Origin of the sequence: Streptomyces sp. NPDC048370 (assembly GCF_043200825.1) — a bacterium.
Classification (GTDB): domain Bacteria; phylum Actinomycetota; class Actinomycetes; order Streptomycetales; family Streptomycetaceae; genus Streptomyces.
This window is the reverse complement of record NZ_JBICYI010000002.1, coordinates 404879-425161: the sequence shown is the minus strand read 5'-3', so window position 1 is coordinate 425161 and position 20283 is coordinate 404879. Positions and strand designations below refer to the sequence as shown.

At 73.0% G+C, this 20283-nt stretch carries 12 protein-coding genes; 3 read left to right on the top strand and 9 right to left on the bottom strand.

The features are described from left to right. Positions 1-42: 42 nt before the first annotated feature. The gene (locus tag ACGFYP_RS05680) at positions 43-4608 is read left to right on the top strand and encodes an aminotransferase class I/II-fold pyridoxal phosphate-dependent enzyme (RefSeq protein ID WP_393486732.1); all 4566 of its coding nucleotides are present in this window, start codon (positions 43-45) and stop codon (positions 4606-4608) included. Beyond that, positions 4605-5369 (top strand): class I SAM-dependent methyltransferase, encoded by a 765-nt coding sequence (locus ACGFYP_RS05675; RefSeq protein ID WP_393486729.1) that lies wholly within the window; start codon positions 4605-4607, stop codon positions 5367-5369. Before ACGFYP_RS05680 ends, ACGFYP_RS05675 begins: the two co-directional genes overlap by 4 nt. On the opposite strand, the gene ACGFYP_RS05670 is transcribed toward ACGFYP_RS05675, so the two are convergent. From ACGFYP_RS05670 to ACGFYP_RS05630, 9 genes are all read right to left on the bottom strand, one after another. Continuing rightward, positions 5360-6667: a beta-galactosidase gene (locus ACGFYP_RS05670; protein ID WP_393486727.1), complete on the bottom strand. Its 1308-nt coding sequence runs from the start codon at positions 6665-6667 to the stop codon at positions 5360-5362. The genes ACGFYP_RS05675 and ACGFYP_RS05670 overlap by 10 nt on opposite strands. Then, complete coding sequence (locus ACGFYP_RS05665; RefSeq protein WP_393486724.1) at positions 6664-7761, bottom strand: glycosyltransferase family 4 protein; 1098 nt, start codon at positions 7759-7761, stop codon at positions 6664-6666. The genes ACGFYP_RS05670 and ACGFYP_RS05665 overlap by 4 nt, the downstream gene beginning before the upstream one ends. Next, positions 7758-9371: an ArnT family glycosyltransferase gene (locus ACGFYP_RS05660; RefSeq protein ID WP_393486721.1), complete on the bottom strand. Its 1614-nt coding sequence runs from the start codon at positions 9369-9371 to the stop codon at positions 7758-7760. The genes ACGFYP_RS05665 and ACGFYP_RS05660 overlap by 4 nt, the downstream gene beginning before the upstream one ends. Beyond that, positions 9368-10207, bottom strand: coding sequence for a PIG-L deacetylase family protein (locus tag ACGFYP_RS05655; RefSeq protein WP_393486719.1), 840 nt, complete (start codon positions 10205-10207; stop codon positions 9368-9370). Before ACGFYP_RS05655 ends, ACGFYP_RS05660 begins: the two co-directional genes overlap by 4 nt. Further along, a complete protein-coding gene (locus ACGFYP_RS05650) occupies positions 10189-12006 on the bottom strand; it encodes a glycosyltransferase family 4 protein (RefSeq protein ID WP_393486717.1) in 1818 nt (605 codons plus the stop codon). Before ACGFYP_RS05650 ends, ACGFYP_RS05655 begins: the two co-directional genes overlap by 19 nt. Then, on the bottom strand, positions 12003-14693 hold the full coding sequence (locus ACGFYP_RS05645) for a hypothetical protein (RefSeq protein ID WP_393486715.1): 2691 nt from the start codon (positions 14691-14693) through the stop codon (positions 12003-12005). The genes ACGFYP_RS05650 and ACGFYP_RS05645 overlap by 4 nt, the downstream gene beginning before the upstream one ends. Continuing rightward, a complete protein-coding gene (locus ACGFYP_RS05640; RefSeq protein WP_393487488.1) occupies positions 14690-16141 on the bottom strand; it encodes a glycosyltransferase family 4 protein in 1452 nt (483 codons plus the stop codon). Before ACGFYP_RS05640 ends, ACGFYP_RS05645 begins: the two co-directional genes overlap by 4 nt. Before the next feature lie 5 nt (positions 16142-16146). Then, the gene (locus ACGFYP_RS05635) at positions 16147-16896 is read right to left on the bottom strand and encodes a glycosyltransferase (protein WP_393487486.1); all 750 of its coding nucleotides are present in this window, start codon (positions 16894-16896) and stop codon (positions 16147-16149) included. A gap of 558 nt (positions 16897-17454) precedes the next feature. After that, positions 17455-18195, bottom strand: a complete 741-nt coding sequence (locus ACGFYP_RS05630) for a glycosyltransferase (protein WP_393486713.1) — start codon at positions 18193-18195, stop codon at positions 17455-17457. Positions 18196-18361: 166 nt separating this feature from the next. Here ACGFYP_RS05630 and ACGFYP_RS05625 point away from each other — a divergent pair, with 166 nt between their 5' ends. After that, positions 18362-20185 carry a glycoside hydrolase family 15 protein gene (locus tag ACGFYP_RS05625; RefSeq protein ID WP_393486710.1) on the top strand — a complete coding sequence of 608 codons (1824 nt, stop codon included), beginning with the start codon at positions 18362-18364 and terminating at the stop codon, positions 20183-20185. The last annotated feature ends 98 nt before the right edge of the window (positions 20186-20283 follow it).

Sequence of the window (20283 nt, the reverse complement as noted above, 5' to 3'; positions counted from 1 at the left end):
ATTCCGCCACCGGGCGCCAACCTGGCAAGGGGGCGGTCGACGATGCCGCTGCGACAGCAGAACCGGGTGCCTTTCCGGCCCGGAACGCTGGCGAGCTGGACCCTGGTCTATGTGGTGGTCGTGTCGGGTCTGACGGTCGCCTATCTCACGTATCCCGAATGGCACACCCTCCTGTGGGCGCTGATCGGCCTCGGCGGGGTCGTCGCGATTCTCACCGGCGTGCATCTGCACAAGCCCGCCAAGCGCTGGCCCTGGCTCGTGCTCGCGGGGGCCAACTTCACCTTCGTGGCGGGCGACACGGCGTACAACCTGCTGGAGAGCCTCTTCGACCAGACCAACCCCTTCCCCTCCGTCGCGGACGCCCTCTACCTGGCCACGTACCCCCTGTTCGCCATCGGGCTCTTCGGGTTCATCCGCTACCGTGCCGCCGCGCGCGACCTCGCCGTGGCACTCGACGCCCTCATCCTCACCTCTGGACTCGCCCTGCTCTCCTGGGTGTACCTGATCACGCCGCTCGCCAAGTCGCCCGACATGACGTGGATCGAGAAGGCGATCTCGATCGCGTATCCGCTCGGCGACGTCCTGATGCTCGCCATGCTCGCCCGCCTTCTGGTCCCCGGCGGGCTGAAGTCCCGCAGCGTGCAACTGCTCACCGTCGGCACCTGCGGCATCCTCGCCTCCGACGTCATCTACGGAACGCTCCAGCTGAAGGGCACCTGGCAGGTGGGGACCGGCTGGGACATCGGCTGGGTCCTCTTCTTCACCGCCTGGGGCCTCGCCGCCCTGCACCCCTCCATGACCGGCCTGACCGAGCGCGCACCCCAGCCCCCGGCCGTCATCGCCGAACGGCGCCTCGCCATGCTGGCCGCGGCCTCGCTCATCGCGCCCGTCCTGCTGCTCTACCAGTCCCTGCGCAACGACCGCGAACAGGACATCGCCGTCATCGCGGTCTTCTCCGCGATCATGTTCCTCCTGGTGCTCACCCGGCTCTGGGGCATGATGGCCGAACACCGCAACGCCGAGGCCCGCGAGCGCAGTCTGCGCGTCGCCGCCGCCTCGCTGGTGGCCGCACTCAGCCCGCGCGAGGTCGCCAGCGCCGTCGAGGTGGCCGCCGCGACCCTCGTCGGCCCCGGCACCCCGCACAAGACGATGCTCCTCGCCCGCGACCGCCGACGGCTCCTGTACGCCGTTCCGACCGGGCACCTGCCCTGGAACTTCCGGGGCACGGAACTCACCGGCCCCCAGGCCGTCCCATGGCCCGAACTCCTCGCCCAGGGCGGCCGGGTCGTCCCCACCGACGAGCTCGACGCCACCGTCACCCACGCCCTCGGCCCGCTCTCGCACGCCCTGCTGTGCCCGCTCGCCCTCCAGGCGCCCGCCGCCGGGGAATCCCTCCTCGGCGTCCTGCTGCTCGCCGCCCCCGACAAGAAGCTCCGCGCGATCGCGGGCCCCGCGCAGTCCCTGGCCTCCCAGGCCGCCCTGGCCCTGGAGCGGTTCGGGCTCAGCGAGGAGGTCAACCGCCGCACCAGCGAGGCGTACTTCCGCACCCTGGTGCACAACACCTCCGACGTCATCCTGATCGTCGACGACGACGACACCGTGCGGTACGCCAGCCCCTCGGCCGAGTCCATGTTCGGCCACTCGCTGCTGCCCGGCACGCCGCTCACCGACCTGCTCGCGCCCGGCGACGCCGCCGGCGCGCTGCGGATCCTGGCGGGCGTCCGCTCCCGCGACGCCATCGACGCCAGGGACGACTGGAAGCTACGCCGGGGCGAGGCCACCGACCTGCACGTCGAGGTCCGGTGCAGCAACCTCCGTAACGAACAGACCGTCCACGGCCTCGTCCTCACCCTGCGCGACGTGACGGAGCAGCGGAAGCTGGAGCGCGAGCTCACCCACCGGGCGTTCCACGACTCCCTGACCGGGCTGCCCAACCGGGTCCTGCTCCTCGAACGGATCGAGCGGGCCCTGCTGCGCGGCCGCCGCGAATCCACCCTGACCTGCATGCTCTTCGTCGACCTCGACGACTTCAAGGTCGTCAACGACACCATGGGGCACTCGGTCGGCGACGAACTCCTCGTCGCCGTCGCCCGCCGCCTGACCTCCGTCCTGCGGCTCAGCGACACCGCGGCGCGGCTCGGCGGCGACGAGTTCGCCGTCCTGATCGAGGGGGCCAAGGAACCCGGGGACGCCGAGGCGCTCGCGGCCCAGATCGTGCACACCCTCAGCCAGCCCTTCCACCTCACCGACGGCGCCGTCTCCGTCTCGACCAGCGTCGGCGTCGCGACCGTCCTCGACAGCGCCCACGCCGAGGAACTCCTCGGCCACGCCGACCTCGCCCTCTACGCGGCCAAGGCCGCGGGCAAGAAGCGCTGGCGCAGGTTCCGGCCCGAGCTGCACTCCCGGCTCGTCGCCCGGCACGAACTCCAGGAAGGCATGGACAGGGCCATCACCGACCACGCCTTCGCCCTGCGCTACCAGCCGATCGTGGAGGTCGCGGGCGGGACGGTGGCCGGCTTCGAGGCACTGATCCGCTGGCCGCACGCCCGCCGGGGCATGGTCCCGCCCGACCAGTTCATCGCCCTGGCCGAGGAGAGCGGGCACATCATGCCGCTCGGCGCCTGGGTCCTCGAACACGCGGCGCTCGAAGTCGCCCGCTGGCAGCGCTCCCGCCCCGGACGGCAGCCGCCGCTGTACGCCAACGTCAACGTCTCGGCCCGGCAGTTCCGCGACCCCGGCCTCCTCGACGACGTACGCCGCACCCTGAGCTCCTCCGGGCTCGCGCCGGGCTCCCTGGTCCTGGAGCTCACCGAGACCGTACTGATGCGCCGGGACGAGCAGATCCGCACCACCATGCGGGCCCTGCGCGACCTGGGCGTCTCCCTCGCGATCGACGACTTCGGCACCGGCTTCTCCTCCCTCAGCTATCTGCGGGAGTTCCCCATCGACGTGCTCAAGGTCGACAAGTCGTTCATCGACGACATCACCACCGACCGGCAGCAGATGGCGCTCGTCGAGGGCATCGTCCGCATCGCCGACGTCCTCGGGCTCAAGGTCGTCGCGGAGGGCATCGAGCACGAGGAACAGCGCGAACTCCTCGCCGCCATGGGCTGCGAGTACGGGCAGGGCTTCCTGTTCGCCCGGCCCATGACCGCCCATCAAGCCGAGTCCTTCCTGCGCCGCGCCTCCGCGGGCACCGCGTCCGCGCCGGCCGCGACCGCCGTGACCACCCTCCCCGCCACCACGGGCCACCTCGCCGCCGGTCCGCCGGCGGCGCGGCCGACCACGGCGAGGCCCGCGACCTCACGGCCGCTGATCGGCCGCCCCGGCCGGGACTCGGGACAGCGCGACCCCCGATGGCTCGACCTGGAACGCCTGAAGCGGACCAGCCCGATGTGCGACGCCGTCATCGACGAGATCGACGGCCGCAAGCTGCGCGTCGAGGACCATTGGCTCATCGACTTCGCCTCCTGCAACTACCTGGGCTTCGACCTCGACCCGGAGATCATGGCGTCGATCGACCCGCAGGTCAGGAGCTGGGGCACCCACCCCAGCTGGTCGCGGCTCATCGGCAGTCCCCGGCTCTACCCCCGGATCGAGGAGCGGCTCACCGACCTGCTCGGCGCGCCCGACACCCTGCTGCTGCCGACCATCACCCTCATCCACCAGTCGGTCATCCCGCTGATCGCCGGCAACGGACGCGTCTTCGTCGAGGCCCAGGCCCACCGCACGGTGTACGACGGGTGCGTGGTGGCGCGCGGGCAGGGCGCCACGGTGCAGCGCTTCCACGCCGACAGCCCGTGGGAACTGGACACGCAACTGCGCTCCGTCCCCGGCGACGTCCCCCGGCTCGTCTGCATGGACGGCGTCAACAGCATGACCGGCAACTTCCCCGACCTCCGCGAGATCGCCCGGGTCTGCCGCGAGAACAGCGCCCTGCTGTACGTCGACGACGCGCACGGCTTCGGCGTGATCGGCCAGCGGGAACCCGGCGAGACCTCCCCGTGGGGCTCCCGGGGCAACAGCATCGTCCGCCACCTCGGCGAGAGCTACGAGGGCGTGGTGATGGTCGGCGGCTTCTCCAAGGCGTACTCCTCGCTGCTCGCCTTCCTCGCCGTCCCGAAGTGGCTGAAGGACCACCTCAAGGTCGCGGCCGCCCCCTACCTCTACTCCGGGCCCTCCCCGACGGCCTCGCTCGCCACCGCCCTCGCCGGACTCGACGTCAACGCCGTGCGCGGCGACGCGATCCGGGCCGACCTCCACCGCAAGACCGCCTGGATCCTCGACCACGTACGCGCCCTGGACATCGACACCCCCAACACCGACGGGCTGCCGATCATCGAGATCCCGCTCGCCGACGCCCAGGACCTCGAAGCCGTCGCCGCGTTCCTGTGGGAGCGAGGTATCTACGTCACCCTCGCCAGCTATCCGCTCGTCCCGCGCAACCGGGTGGGCTTCCGGATCCAGGTCACCGCGGCCAACACCGACGAGGAGATCGAGCAGCTCAACGCGGCGCTCACCGATCTCTCCCGACGCTTCGACCTGCAGCGGATCTCGACCCGGCGCCCCGGCTTCGTCGCCACCGACCGGCCGCCGGAACCCCGATGAACCGGGCCGCGCGGATCCGGGCGCCCCGGCGCAACCACGACGCGGACTGGAACGCCTGGCCGGTCGACGACTACCTCGCGGAGAACTACCGGAGCCTGCACCCCTGCGACATCGGCGTCATCCACCACCACTCCGCCTTCTACCGGCGGTTCGAGCCCGGTAGCGTCGCCCGCTCCCTCGAGTTCGGCGCGGGCCCCAACCTGTACCCGCTGATGCTGGCCGCCGGGGCGAGCCGGCGCATCGACGCGCTCGAACCCAGCACGGCGAGCGTCCGCTACCTCCGCGACCAGCTCGACCGGGGACCCGACGACAGCTGGCAGGCCTTCTACACGCTCTGCCGCGAACTCGACCCCCGCCTGCCCGCCACACCGGCCGAGGCGCTCGCCCGCGTACGGGTCGTGCCCGGCGACGCCGACCACCTCCTGCCCGGGAGCTACGACCTGGCCTCGATGAACTTCGTCGCCGAGAGCGTCACCGAGGACTTCGCCGAGGTCGCCACCCTGTGCGCCGCCTTCGCCGGTTCGGTGCGGCCCGGCGGCCACCTCGTCGCCGCCTTCATGGAACGCATGCCCAGCTACCGCATCGGCACCGGGCCCCGCTGGCCCGCCTGCCCGGTCGACGCGAGCGCGCTGCGCTCCGTGTTCGCCCCGCTGACCGAGGAGCTGCGGATCACCCGGGTCGCGAAGGACCACACCCTCCCCGAGTACGGCGACACGGGCGTCCTCCTGCTGACCGCCCGCCGCCCCGCGCCTCACACGTGACGGCGGATCATCGCCGCGTACTCCTCAAGCGACGAGCCCGGCGTCCCGTCGTAGAGGTTCTCGTCGAAGGCCCACATCAGGCCTTCGAGACCGCAGGACGTCATCTGCCGGGCCGCCGACTCCATCACCCCGGGGTGGTACGCCGCCACCTGCGGCCCCGCGCTCTCCCCTGCGAGCCGGGTGAAGCCCTCGGCCCGCGCCACGGCCACCACCCAGCGGGTGGACGACCAGTCCCGTACGGTCCGTGCGTCCGGCGCGTCGACGTCCACGGACGCGTCGGTCGGCGCGCAGGCGTTGGCCCTGGGTGTGCCCGTGCCGTCGACGAGGGCCGTCGACACCAGGACCACCTCGTCCTGCCGGTGGACCATCCCGATCGTCTCGAAGAACGCGACCCCTCGCCCCACCAGCCGCGCCGCGTCCGTCGCGCCCAGGTGGGCGGCGATCGCCGCCCGCTGGTCGGCGGGGAGGTGACCGGCCCCCGGGATCAGCACCTTCAGCGGACCGGTGTGGCCCAGGGACGTGTAGAGCCCGATCTGCCAGTTGACCGCGTCGGCGAGCGAGGTGAGGTACCAGTCGTACCAGCGCCCCACCTGCGGCCCGGTGAACGCCTCGCCCCGGTACGTGGTCTCCCCGGGCCGCCACCCGGGGAACGGGTTCTGCTCGACCGAGGCCGGACGGTCCGTGTCGGGGGCCGTGGACTGGGCGTTGTCGTCGAACGCCCAGAACTCGCCCTCGGCCCGGTCCTCGGAGACGGGCGAGGGATAGCTGAACTCCCCGGACTCGTTCACCCCGATCCGCAGCGCCCAGAAGTCCCCCAGGCCGATCCGCTCCTTCACCTCGGTCACGTACTGCTCGGCCTCGGCGCGGACGACCGTGCTGAAGACGATGTTCGCCGTTCCCGACGACCGCTCGCCGAACTGGTTGACGTACACCGCCCACGGATACGCCTGCGCAAGCCAGGCGGGCGGATGGTTGAGGCCGAGCCCCGCCTCGATCCGCAGCCCCGCGTCACGGAACGCGCGGATCCGGTCCTTGATCCCCTCCGCGTACGCGTCGTCGTAGGCGTCCCGCTCCGGTTCGAACCGGTCCCAGTCGATCTCCAGGTGCGCGACCCTGATGCCGTGCTCGTACTCGTGGCGCGCCTCGTCCGCGTCGGTCTGCAGGGTCCCGAACCAGTACGCGTCCGTCTCCCCGCCTCCGTCGTCACGGCGCAGGATCCCGACCGTCGCCAGGACGAGCACCAGGACGGCGAGCAGCCCGAGCGCGGCGCGGCGGCTGCGGTGGTCGGGCGTCCTCATGCCAGCAACTCCCGGTACAGGGCCGCGTACTGGGCCGTGAACCGTTCGGGGCCGAAGGACTCCTCCACGGTCGCCCGGCCCCGCTCCGCGAGCATGTCCCAGACCCGGGGCTGTTCGAGCAGCCAGAGCAGCTGCTGCCCGGTCCTGCGGGCGTCACCGGCCGGCGCCCGCAGCACCGCGTCACCCAGGTCGGCGAACTGCGGCAGGTCGCTGAGGATCGCGGGACGCCCGGTGGCCAGCGCCTGCAGCACCGTGAACGGGATGTCCGCCTTGCCGCCGATCACCGGCGGCGGGAAGAGCAGCACGTGCGCCGAGGCCAGCAGGGCGTGCATGTCGTCGACATAGCCCCGTACCTCGACGTCGGTCAGCCCCACCGCCCCGGCCAGCTCCCTCAGCTCGTCCTGCAGGACCGCCGTGTTCTGCCCCGGCCGCCCGCGCAGGGCGAGGACGAGGCGGAACCGCGCCCCGGCCCGCGCCGCCTCCGCCGCCGCTTCGACGGCGATCACGGCACCGCCGTGCGGATCGTGGTGACCGACGAAGAGGACCAGAGGCAGCCCCTCGGGGCGCGGCAGGCACGGCCACCGCCCCAGCGGGACCATCGGCGGGATCACCCGTACGTCGCCGAAGTCCGCCGCGCGCAGCCGCCGCGCCATCGACTCGGTCAGCGCCACCGTCGTCCCCAGCGGCCGGGTCCTGGCCAGCAGCCGGGAGTCCATCACCCCGGGCACGCTGTGCACGACGGGCCGCGCCCCCAGCATCAGGGGGCGCAGCCAGGAGAACGCCGGAAACGTCCGCCCGATCGTCACGAACGCGTGCACGAGGTCGGCGCGGCGGGCCGCGACCGCCCCGGCGAGTGCGGCCTGCAGCCGGACCGGCGCGTGCGGGGCGCCGTCGCCGGACCACAGGGCGATCGCCCGGCCGACGGGCGGCGGTGGTCGGCCCCGCCGCCGGGGCCACTGGGAGAACCAGAGGAACTCGATCTCGGGCAGCGCCCCGAGGACGTCCCGCGCCAGGGCCACGTCCGATCCGTCCGCGCCGTCCAGCGGGCTGCTGGTCAGGAGCAGGACACGCGGCGGCCGCGCGCTCACCGTCATCGTCCGATCCCCTCGGGCGCCGGGCGGGCTCCGTCCGGCAGCGGGATCCGGTAGAGGGCCAGCGTCCCGTACATCTCGCCCTCGAAGGAGAACAGCAGCTGCCCGCGCTCGGTGAGCCGCTCGACCTCCGCCAGACTTGTATCGCCGTACCCCTGCTCGATCACCCTCCAGGGGACGATCAGGTACTGGACGCGCTCATAGGCCCGGGCCTCCTCCGAGACCCAGTTGTCCAGCCGGTACAGGTCGTTGAGGGCGTAATGGGAGACGCCCCTGCTCGTGCCGCCGTCGACGGTGGCGATGGTGGTGCCGCGCGGCAGATGCTCGGTCACGTAGGCCCGCAGCTGGACGAACCCGTCGTCCGCCCGGCCGCGTTCCTTCGCGTACACGGCGGCGGGCCCGAGGACCGCGCAGGCCAGGAACGCGACGGAGAGGCCGGCCGCGACGGCCGCGCGGCGGCTCATGCCGTGCCGCGTCGGCAGCGGCAGGGTCACCGCGAGAGCCACCAGGTTCGGCACGAACAGCAGGTACAGCGCCTGCTCCTCCAGCGTGCCGAGCCCGAACGCGTAGAGCAGGGTGACGATCGCCGAGGCATGGAAGAGCGCGAGCAGCCGGTGGACCCGGTCCTTGCGCCGTAGCAGCAGGAAGAGCGCCAGGGGGGTGAGCAGGAGCATCGTGTACGTCGGCGCGTAGTCCGGGAGCTGCGCGGTCAGCCGGCCCATCAGCGAGGGCGCACCGGGCGCGTTGAAACCGGTCTCCTGCACGATGCCGAGCAGCCGCTGCAGGCCGATGGTCTTCGCGTACCAGAAGTCGTCGAAGTGACCGAAGGCCCTCACCAGACACAGGTACACGGTGTACGGCACCACCGCCGTCACCAGGGTGAGCGCCACGAACCGGCGCGGCGGCCCCCAGTTCAACCCGAGCGCGAAGAGCAGCGGCAGGACGGTGATCAGCGCCGAGTGGTCCTTCGTCAGGATCGCGAGCCCGAAGAGGAGACCGGCGACGACGGCCCTCGTGCGCGGTCGGCGCGGTGGTTCGTCGCGGGCCAGCGGGATCAGGACGAGGTAACCGGCCAGGACCCAGACCATCGTCTCGGTCTCCAGGAGCGCCCGGTCGTTCTGCCGGATGCAGAACTGGTCCACGGCGAAGACGAGACCGGCGATCAGGCCGGCGGCGCGTGACCTGACCCGCGCGACCAGGAGGACGAGCAGCGCCGCCGTCACACCGGCGAGCAGCGCGTTGAGCACCCGGACGTCGTGCACCTGCGTGAGGACGTCGCCGCCGTCCGTGCCGAACAGCCGCGTCCAGCCCGCCTGGAGGTAGAAGAACCCCGGCGGATGCAGGAAGAACAGCCCTTCCTCGGTACGGGGGAAGCCACCCGCGCCCGCGCTCCTGCCCAGCTCCGTGTAGATCAGCTCGTCGACGAACACGTCGCCGGAGCGGTCGACGGCCACGAGCCGCAGGGTCGTGGTGACCGCCGCGGCCAGGACGGCGAGGACGATCGTGGGCACCGACCGCCGCGCGCGGCCGGACTTCTCCGGTCGTCGTTGTGTGCGCCGGGGGCCGGGGTCGGGAGGCTGCTGCGGGGGTGCGGTCGTGCGGGAGGTGCTCATGACCCGCCTCCCGTCCGTGGCGCCTGCGCGGCGCGAACGTCCTCGGGCATCAGATAGATCTCGGGCGCGAGCGGGATGTTCCCCTCGGGGAACAGGGCGTCCGCCTGCGTGCGGTACCCCCGGATCAGCGCCTGCTTCTCGGCGAGCCCGTCCTCCCACGCGCACGCGACGAACGCGTGGCGCGCGGTGAAGGCGGCATCGGGCCGGTGCCGCTGGTTGTACGGGAAGTCGCTGTAGTACGCGACCCGGCGCCCGCTGAGCTCCGCCGCCGTACGGACCAGGACGTGGTCGGCGTGGCCGCCGACGCCCAGCGGCGCGAGCACGAGGCCACGCTCCGAGGGCAGCAGCGCGGTGATCGCCTCGGTGACCGCGCCCAGGGTCTCGGCGTCGTGGCGGGAGACCCGGCCGCGCGACAGATGGAGCCGGTACGTGGGATAGACGTGGTCGATCTCCGGCAGCCGCCCCGCCAGGCCGCCGGTGTGCGGCGCCCGGCCGGCCCTGCGCCGGAACAGCCCGTCCACCAGGCCGACGTGACTCCAGGCGACCCCCAACTCCGCCATCACTGCCCGGTCCTCGTCCCGGCGGGCCGCGTACAGCACGTCGGCGTCCATGGCCCCGGTCTGCCGCAGGTACTGCCGTCCGGAGAGCGTGTACGGCGGCGGCGCGGCCTCCGTGAAGAACGACACGACCGTGACCGGGGCCCGCACGCGCGCGTGCAGCAGCAGCGCGCCGCACGACAGCACCGCGTCGTCCAGGTGCGGCGACAACGCGATCAGCGGCCGGCCCGCTTCGATCTCGGCCGCCATCGGCTCGGAGGTCAGTGGCTGGTCGGCCATGGCGCACCCCTCCTGTCCTTCCTGGGCCGCCGCCCGGCGGCCGGAGCGTCGATCAGACGGCGCGTCAGGGCCAGGTACCGGCCCGTCATCTCCTCCCACGTGTAGCGCTGGGCCGCATGCCCCGCACGTCGGCCGAGCGCGCGGCGCGCCTCTTCGTCGGCGGCCAGCATCCGCATCCGGTCGCCCAGGGCGGCCACGTCGAACGGCGGGACGGCGACATCGCCGCCGTCGCTCATCCACCGCAGGGCGGGCAGATCGAAGTGGAGGACCGGTTTCCCGTACGACATGCCTTCGAGCGCCACAAGGCCGAAGGTCTCGTGCCGCGACGGCATGACCAGGAAGGCGCAGTCGCGCAGCAGGTCCCGCTTGAGCTCCTCCCCGGCGAACCCCACCCAGCGGACGCTGCCCGGGTGCGCGGCGAGCAGCGCCGCCAGCTTGCGTTCCTCGGCCTGCGTGCCGCTGCCCGCGAGGACCAGCGGCAGCGCGGGACGGCCCCGCAGATAGGCGTCGAGCAGCAGGTCGATCCCCTTGACCCAGGTGTCGATCCGCCCAAGGAACAGGATGTGGTCACCTGCGCCGAGCCCGGCGTCGTCGATCTGCCGTCGCTCGACTCCGTTGGCGATCACCTGCACGTCGGCCCGGGGGCTGAGCCACCGGACGGCGGACGCGTCGGCCTCGTTCATCACCACGATGTGCCGGTAGCAGCGCAGCCCCAACCGCTCCACCAGGAAGAACGGGATGTGGTAGCGGCGCCACAGCGCCTCCGAGCTCCGGCCCTGGTCGATACCGACCACCGGCGCGCGCGTGCACAGCGGCAGGAAGCTCGTCGAGAACGGCGGGGTGAAGTTCTCGAGCCAGGCGTCGTGCGGGAGCCTGCGGGCCACGAAGGGGAGCAGGGTCAGAAAGAGCAGCTGCCCGGCGCGCGGCCCGGCCCGGCGGACCGGCAGGAAGACGTAGCGGATCCCGTCCCGTCGGCGCGTTCCGCCGCGCCTGCCGGCCGTCACCACCGTCACGTCGAACTCCTCCGCGAGCCGGCGCGCGACCTTCTCCACCACCAGGGCCCCACCGCCCCGGTAGTCCGGGTTGCCCACGTCGTCGAAGATCGAGACGACGACCCGCTTGCGCGCCCCGGGGAGCGGCCCGTTCCCGCCGTCCGGCAGGCGCCGGATCCGTACGGTGTCAAGGACCCGCTCCGCCGCGTCCGCCGCGACCCGGGACGGGGCACGCTCGCCGTCGAGGCGGGCCACGCGGGGCAGGCGCGAGGCCCAGGCGCGGTAGCGCGCCCACTCGGAGGACGGCGAGCGGGCCGTCCGCTCCCGGTCGCGCCCCAGCGGGGCGACGGCCGGAGCGCTCTCCACCAGCAGGGTCAGATCGTGGCGGCGGGCGAGCCGGACGAACACGCCGGAGGATCCGCCCGGCGGGAGGTCGAACGCGACCAGCTCGTCCAGCGGCCCCCGCTCCGTCAGGACGGCCGCCGGGTGCCCCCGGGACCGTACCGCCAGCGCACGCCGCGCGGCGGACGTCCGGACGGCCGACCCACCGGCGTGGACCAGCGCGTGGGCACGGCGCGCCCACGGTCCCCGGCGCGCGGGACCGGCGGGGCGCCGTGCCTTCTCCTCCTCATCCCTCGCCCGTGGAGGAGAACCGAACCCACGGCAGAGGAAGCAGCCGTGGTCGTCGAGGGTCGTCACGGCGAAGCCGCGCTCCCGCAGCAGCCCGGCCAGCCGCGGGACCAGCGCGGACGTGCGCGCACCCGTGGATCCGGACACCGCGACCAGGAGGGGCCTCGCCGTGTTCATGAGGGGTGCCTCCGCAGTCTCTCGGTGACGACGAGGGGCACGCGCAGGGCGACCTCGCAGGCCGCGGCGCCGGCCCGCCCACGGGTCAGCAGGTGTCCCGCGTGCTCGGCGCCGGTGCGCAGCGAGGTGGCGACGGGCAACGGCAGGGGGAGGCGTACGAGTTCGCCGCGATCCAGGCGCGCCATGGCCTCCATCGCGCAGGCGAGCGCCTGCCCGCCGCCGGAGAACCAGCCCTCGCGGGCGGCCTGCGTGCGGGCCTCTGCGAGGATTTCGGGGGCCAGAAGCTCGCGCAGCGCGACGAGGTCGGACAGGTCGAGCGCGAGGTTCGTGAACAGCCCGTGCGCCAGCCGGATTCGTAGCCGGTCGGCCGGGCAGGGGACGAGCCAGGCGCGGCCGTCGCGATCGGGGACGGCGTGGGCGAAGAGACGGTCGGCGGCGATGACGGGGACGCCGAACCAGGCCACCGAGGTGTGCAGGTGGGCACAGGGTCCTTCGGGCCGCTCCAGGGGCGCCGGGGCGGATCGCCGAGGCCAGCACGTCGAGGACGTCGAGTACGTCGAGTACGTCGAGTACGTCGACCGTTTCGCGTACCGGCCGTCGAGCGCCGTTCGGGCGGCCTTCCGGCGGTCCGGGGGGACGACCAGGTCGAAGGTCCCGTCCACGTGGTCGCCGTTCGGGTCGTCGTCGATGAGCACGGTGGGGATGCCCGCGTGGGCGAGCTGCTCCGTCGACGCGACCAGGTTGCGTCGGAAGAGCCGGGTCGCCTCGCTCACCGCGTCGACGGTCGGGGCCAGTTGGCGGGGACAGGCCCGCGCGAGACGGCCCTCGACCCGGTTGCGGCGGGCGACCGCCAGCGCGGCGCGCAACTCGTCGTCCGACGCGGACGGCGGGTCGCCCCGCCAGACGGCGTCGGCGAGCAGCCGGAGCGCGCGCTCCTCGCGGTCGGGGTCGGGGTAGGGGCGGGTGTCTTGGTGGGTGTCCGGGTGGGTGTCCTGGCGGTACGGCTCCGAGTGCGGAGCCGGATCCGGGTCCTGGTCCGGCGCGCCGGGCTCCGCTTCCATACCGCCTCGCCCGGTCCCGTCCGGAGCGGACGGCCGGTCCGGAGCGGGCGGTTCGTCCGGCGCGGACGGCTCCTGCGAGACCGCTGTGCCGCGCCGGGCGAAGAAGCGCCGGAGCGCCACCGCGGTCGCCAGGACCGCGACGATCAGCCAGGCGACGGCATGGGGGCGGAGCGCCATGAGCACCCCGGCGAGGAGCAGGGGCGGGAGCAGGGCGCCGAGGACGGCGGCGCGTGGGGTACCGGTCGGCCCGGCGGACCGTCGGCGGCCCGCCTTGCGGACGAGCAGGACGCCCAGAGCGGCCACCGTCCCGCACATCCCGCCGATCGCCATCCCCAGCACACCGCCGGCCGCCCACCCGGTCGTCAGCCCGGTCACGTAACAGACCAGGCCGACGAGGAGCGGACGCAGCACCGCGTAGTCGTTCACCGCCTGCGAGAAGGTCACCAGGAGGCTCAGCGCGCCCAGCGCGAGACCGGCGACCGCCGTGCACGCCATCAGCGTGCTCATCTTCGTGTAGTCGTCGGGGAAGACGGTGGTGAGCACCGCTCCCGGGGCCGTGGCCGTGACCACGGCGAGCGGCAGGGCCACCGTGAGGTACATGCCCATGGCGCGGCCGGCGAGCGGTGTTCCGGCGCGCCGCCGTGAGAGCGCCGGCAGGAACGCGATGGAGACGGCCCCCGCCAGGAACAGCGGGACGCGCCCCAGCATCACGGCGGCCTGGTAGCTCGCCGCGTCCGCCCGGTCGGTGGGCAGCATCGCCACCAGCACCACGTCGAGCGCGGCCATCAGCGCGATGACGCCCTGGAGGGATGCGACACCGACGGCGCGCCGCCACAGCTGCCGGTTGGCCGTCGCCGCGAGCCACGGCCGCCGGCGCGTGCTGCGGTATCGGTGCGGGAGGAAGAGCGAGAACGGCGCCACGGCGATGCCGAACGCCGCCAGTGCGCCCGCCTCGCCCAGGTCGAGCGCCGACACGAGGAAGAGACCGATGCCGAGCTTCAGGACGGCTTCCACGACGGTGAGCGAGGCCAGGGTCCGCAGCCGCTCGGTTCCCTGCAGCCAGCCGACACAGACCCGGGTCACATAGATGAGCAGGGTGCTGGCGGCGATCACCAGCGTGGTCCCGAGGCCGGCGAACTCGGTGGCCACGGCGCCCACGACGGTCGCGGCGAGGACACCGCCCGCGATCGCCGTCACCACGGCGAACCGGATGGCCTCACCCCGCTCGGCGTCCGACCGGGCCCGGGCCAGGGCCTGCGCCAGCATCCACGGCACGGTCACCACCGCGACCGCCGCCGTGCACACGATGAGTCCCTGTCCGGCAGCGAAGGTGGCGTACGAGCCGACGTCGAGCAGCCGCGTGAGCGCAAGCGCGTACACGTAGTTGACGACGCCGACCGTGACGGCGGCGGTGGCGATCCAGCGCGCCCCGTGCACCGCGACGACCTCGTCCCCGGCGGGGACCCGGTCGTTCGCGGGGACGCGGTCTCCTGTCGAGACCTCGTTCGGGGCGCCTCCCGTCGGGACCTCGTCGCGGACGTCAGTGGCGCGGACATCGGTGGCGTGGACGTCGGCGGCGTCGAAGTCGGTCGAGCGGGGGGCGGCGACGGGACCGGTGGTCGTCATGGTGCGACGCCTCCCGGACCGGTCGTCGCGATCCCCCGGGGAGGGCTCGCCGTGCCGACGAGCACGTCCCGGCCGCCGGCGAGCGTGACGGTCGCCTCGCGCACGTCGAGCCTCCTCAGGGCCTCCAGCGCCCGCACCTCGTCGCAGCCGTGCAGGAGCAGCCGGAAGCCGTCTCCGTCGCGGGTCCACACATCGGTGCCGCGCAGCGTGCGCCGCAGCGCCCGCTCCGTCTCCTCGGCGTCCCGCGCCGTGAAGCGCATGACGACCGACAGGTCGCTCGCCGTGCGCCGCGACCGACGGTGCCGATGGATCCGCTGGAGGTCTTCGAGTACCACCTGCGCCAGCCGCTCGGCGCTCGCGTCCCAGGAGAACGCGGCGGCCCAGGAGCGGCAGCGGGCGGCCATGGCCGTACGGGCCTCGGTCCCGGCCAGTTCGTCGAGTGCCGCGCCGACCCCGTCGGCGAGATCGGCCGAGGTCGGAAGGAGCCAGCCGTTGACCCCTGGCTGGATCGCGTCGCGCAGCCCGGGCACCTCGTAGGCGAGGGCGGGCGTGCCCTCGGCGTTCGCCTCGATGACGGTGAGCCCCCAGCCCTCGGCGACGGACGGCACGACCGTGAGCCAGGCGTGGCGGAAGAGTTCCCGCTTGCGTTCCTCGGAGACGTGTCCGTGCAGGAGGACGGCGGAGGCGACGCCGAGTTCCTCGGCGAGCGCCCGGAGCCGCTCCCGTTCCGGGCCGTCGCCGCAGATGTCGACCCGGAGGTCCGGGATCCTCCGCAGCAACGCGGGCACGGCCCGGACCAGCAGGTCCACCCGCTTCTGCGGCATCAGCCGGCTCACGACCGTGATGGCGGGGGTCAGGCTGCGCGGCCCGCCCGGGGCGTCGGACACGGCGTGCGGGCTGCCGTTGGGCACGATGTGGATCGTGTTGCCGAAGCCGAGTTCGCGCCGGGCTCCTTCCCGCGTCGACGGCGAGACCACGACCACCGGCCGCCCCCGGTACACCCGTCGGCTGACCTGCTTCTCCAGGAGCCTGCCGACCGCGTTGAGCGGCCAGTGGAAGCGCACGTCGAACTGGTCCTGGTGGATGTGGTGGATGACGCAGATGTCGGCGGTCCAGCGCGGGGTGAAGAGCGGTGAGAAGAACGGGATCCCGTTCTGGAAGTCGACCACGGCGTCGTACGCGTGACGGTTCCCGAGCAGATGCCGGGCGGCCGCCGCGTACACGCCGAACGTCCCGCCGGCGCGCACGATCCGGATGCCGTCGCGGTACTCCTGGGCCGGGGCGCCCGGGCAGCGGGCCGAGACGAGGGTGAGGTGCGCCCCGGCCGCCGAGAACCGCCGGGCGATCTCCCAGCAGTACGCCTCGGCGCCACCGGCGTCGGGGTGCGCGGGGTCGCGCCAGTTCAGGAAGGCGATGTCGGTACGGGCGAGTTGGTCGAGGGCGGTCATCACGATCACCGGGCCAGGGAGATCCGCAGCAGGTCGGCCATCGAACGCAGGCCGTCACGGCGGGCCGAGAACGTCGACCCCGGCACGTCCGACCAGGCCACCGGGACCTCGACGACGTCGTGCCCGGCGCGGACGACCCGGGCGAGCATCTCGACGTCGAAGGCGAACCCGTCGATGTGGCAGTCGCGCACCACCTCGCGGATCAGCGGTCCTGAGAAGAACTTGAACCCGCACTGGGTGTCGGCGATCCCCGGCAGGGTCAGCCGGGCGAGCGTGCGGAAGAGCAGGCCGCCGCCGCGCCGGAGCACCGACTGCTCGACCTCCAGCCGGGACCCGGGCGCGTGCCGGGAGGCGATGACGGCGCCGTGGCCCGCGCGCAGCAGCTCCATGACGCGGTCGAGGGTCTCGATGGGGGTCGCGTTGTCGGCGTCGGCGAAGCCGATGAAGCGGGCGGAGGAGGTGATGATCCCGCGCCGGACGGCCGCTCCCTTGCCCTGCTCGCTGCAGCCGATCACGTGCAGGCCCACGGGCGAGTCGGCGGGAGCGCCCAGCGCGTCCAGGGTTCCGTCGGCGCTGTTGTTGTCCACCACGACCACGGCGGACGACCACGGGCGGGCGGCGAGGAAGGACATCGTCGCCTCGATCGTCGAGGGAAGCCTGCGCTGCTCGTTGAAGGCCGGAATGATCAGTTCGAGGTCCACGGCCGGCCGGGTCAGCCAGCGGGGGAGCGGTGCGTGTGCGCGCACGGCGACCATCACGCCTCGCCTCCTTCGGGGGCGCGGCGCGCGGGGCGTCGCGGGGTCGTACGACGGATCGGGGCGTACGCGCGGGACGCGTCCGGCCCTCGGTGGTCAGTCCGCTCCGCCGTCACACGACGGCGACGGCCGGAGCCGTCGTGGCCGTCCGGTCCGTCGGAGCAGTCGGAATGGTCGGAGCCGTGCGAACCGTCGGCCCGCCGCCTGTTCGCGGCACGGGCACGGACGGTTCGGGAACGCCGGCGCCGGGCCGCCGCCCTCGGCACGCGGGGCGTGGTGCGGCAGCGCGGGACCGTCGAGAAGAGCCGGTCGGAGGCGCGCCGGGCCGGGTGGGCGGTGGGGCGACGGGGGGAGACGCATGCCGGGCGGCGCCGGGACTCGGCCGTGGGCCAGTCGGTCACCCGCCGCAGTGGATGCGGGGCGGGTGCCGCCGGCGTTCGGCTGAAGCGCTGTGCGGTCACGACGGACTACTTCCGGCCACCGACCCTGTCGAGGGTCTGGGTCTGACGTGCGTCTGAAATGCCTGACTTCAACCGTTAGCATCCGATATCTGATACGTCAAGCGGGGTGCGCCCCCTCCGCGCGCTTCTCGCGCCGCGTTCGGGGGGCGAGTCGCAGCAGGGCGTTGTGCGGGCGTTCGTCGACCAGCCCGCCCAGGATGCGCGCTCCGTCACGGACCGTGCGGGCGTGCGACGGGCTGTGGCGGCGTGGCCGCTCGAGGCTGGGCACCTCGGCGATGCGCAGCCCGTAGTGCAGGGCGTGGGTGACCAGTTCGGCGCCCAGCTCGACGCGATCCTCCCGCAGGTCGAGGAGGTCGACGAAGCCGCGACGGAAGGCGCAGAAGCCGTACCAGAGGTCGGTCAGATGCTGACCGTACAGCTGACGGGCTATCCGGAGCAGGGTGGCGTGGCCGGCCCGGCGCAGCAGGGGGTAGTCGGCGCTGCCGCCGCCTGCGATGAAGCGCGAGCCCTTGACGAAGTCGTACCCGCTGTCGAGGTAGTGCAGGTAGTGCGGGATCTCTCGCGGGGACATGCTGCCGTCCGCGCCCATCAGCACGATGAGGTCGCCGGTGGCGGCCATCAGGCCGGCGTGCGGGATGTCGCCCGCCTCGCAGTTCCAGGGCCCGACGCCGCGTACGTTCGCGGAGCGACCGCCGGTCCGCGCGACGGTGTCGGTGGCGTCGTTGACCTCTCCGCTCGCGCGCCCGACGAGGACGACCTCGTGGACGTCGGCCGGCAGCTGCTCCAGCAGCCAACCGGTGTCGCGGTCGCCGGGGCGCACCGGCACGACGAGACTCACGGAGCGGGCGTCGGCCTCCGGTGAGACGTCGGTCGACCGGCGCAGTGGATGTGGCCCGTTACCCATCGGTACGGCTTTCTCCAGAAGCCCTCCGGAATCCGAGAGCGACCTTTCTCAGGATCCTTCGCGTAATGCCACCCCGTCAAGGCGGGATTACAATCCCTTCATGGCAGGGCGAATTGAGGACTACGCCCTCATCGGTGATCTGGAGACGGCCGCGCTCATCGGAATGGACGGTGCTGTCGACTGGTGGTGCGCACCCCGATTCGACTCACCCGCCTGTTTCGCCGCCCTTCTCGGAGACGAGTCCCACGGGCAATGGAGCCTGGCGCCGGTCGGAAATCGCCCCTGCAGCCGCCGGAGTTACCGGGGCGATTCCCTCGTCCTCGAATCGGTCTGGGAATCCGTCTCGGGCGCCGTACGCATCACGGACTTCATGCCGCCCCGTGAGCAGACCCCCCGGATCATCCGGCTGGTCGAGGGCATCGCCGGACGGGTCGACCTGCACGGGGAGTTGAGGCTGCGCTTCAACCACGGCGGCGTCGTTCCCTGGTCGTACCCGGTGGACGGGCGGACGGTCGCGACCGTCGCGGGTCCTGACGCGGCGTACCTCATCTCCGGACCGGGCGCCGAGGTCACCGTCACCGACGCCCGCACCACCGTCGACGTCTCGGTGACGGCCGGTCAGCGGGTCTCCTTCGTCCTCGGCTGGCGGCCCTCCCATTCCGCGCCTCCCGCCGTGCCCGACGTCGCATCGGAATTGGACCGTACGCTCGCCTTCTGGGGCGAATGGGCCGCGCAACTCCGTTACGAAGGCCCGTATCGCGAAGCCGTCATCAGATCGCTCCTCACACTGAAGGCTCTCACCTACGAACCGACCGGCGGCGTCATCGCCGCGGCCACCGCCTCGCTCCCCGAATCCATCGGGGGCGAACGCAATTGGGACTACCGCTTCTGCTGGCTGCGTGATTCCACCTTCACGCTTTCCTGTCTGCTGCGCAGCGGATATCATCGTGAGGCGCTCGCCTGGAAGGACTGGCTCGTCCGTACCGTCGCCGGAGACCCCGCGGACCTCCAGCCGCTCTACGGGGTCGCCGGGCAGCGCAACCTCCCCGAGGTGCGCGCCGACTGGCTGCCCGGCTACGAGGGCTCCCGGCCGGTCCGGTTCGGCAACGCGGCCGTTGACCAGTTCCAACTGGACATCTACGGCGAGGTGTTGAGCACGATCTACTCGGCCGTCCGGGCCGGCGTCACCATCGACGCGCACGTCTGGAGCCTGATGGCCTCCCTCCTGGAGTACGTCGAGAAGCGGTGGCGGGAGCCGGACGAGGGCATCTGGGAAGTGCGCGGCCCCCGCCGCCACTTCGTCCACTCCAAGATCATGGCCTGGGTCGCCGCCGACCGCGCCCTGCAGCTGGCTCGCGTCGCCGGCCAGCGCACCTCCGTCCGGCGCTGGCAGGCCCTGCGGCGCGAGCTGCACGACGAGGTGTGCGCGCTCGGCTGGAGCGACGTACAGCGGTCGTTCGTCCAGTACTACGGCGCCCGCCGCCTCGACGCGACGGCCCTGCTGATCCCCCGGCTCGGCTTCCTCCCCGCGACCGACCCGCGGGTCCTGAGCACGGTCGACGCGATGGGCCGGCTCGACGACCGCGGCTTCCTGCGGCGGTACGCGGACGTGGGCGACGGCGAGGTGCACGAGGTCGACGGCCTCGACGGTGCCGAAGGCGCCTTCCTGGCCTGCACGTTCTGGTACGCCGACGCCCTGGCCATGACCGGGCGCCCGGCCGAGGCCCGCACCGTCTTCGAGCGGGTCCTCGACGTCCGCAACGACGTCGGCCTGCTCTCCGAGGAGTGGGACCCGCACGCCGGCCGCCAGCTCGGCAACACCCCACAGGCGCTCAGCCACGTCGCCCTGGTGAACACGGCGTTCACCCTCTTCGGAACACGTCGGCAGAACCGTTCCTCCGCCGGGCGCGCTGCGGTGGCATGATCCCCATGATCCCGCCGTCATCGGCCGTCAGGGGTTCCCTACGCCCCGGAACGTCCGCTCGGCGATTCGTTCGGGTGCGTCCAGCGGGCGCGCCGGAC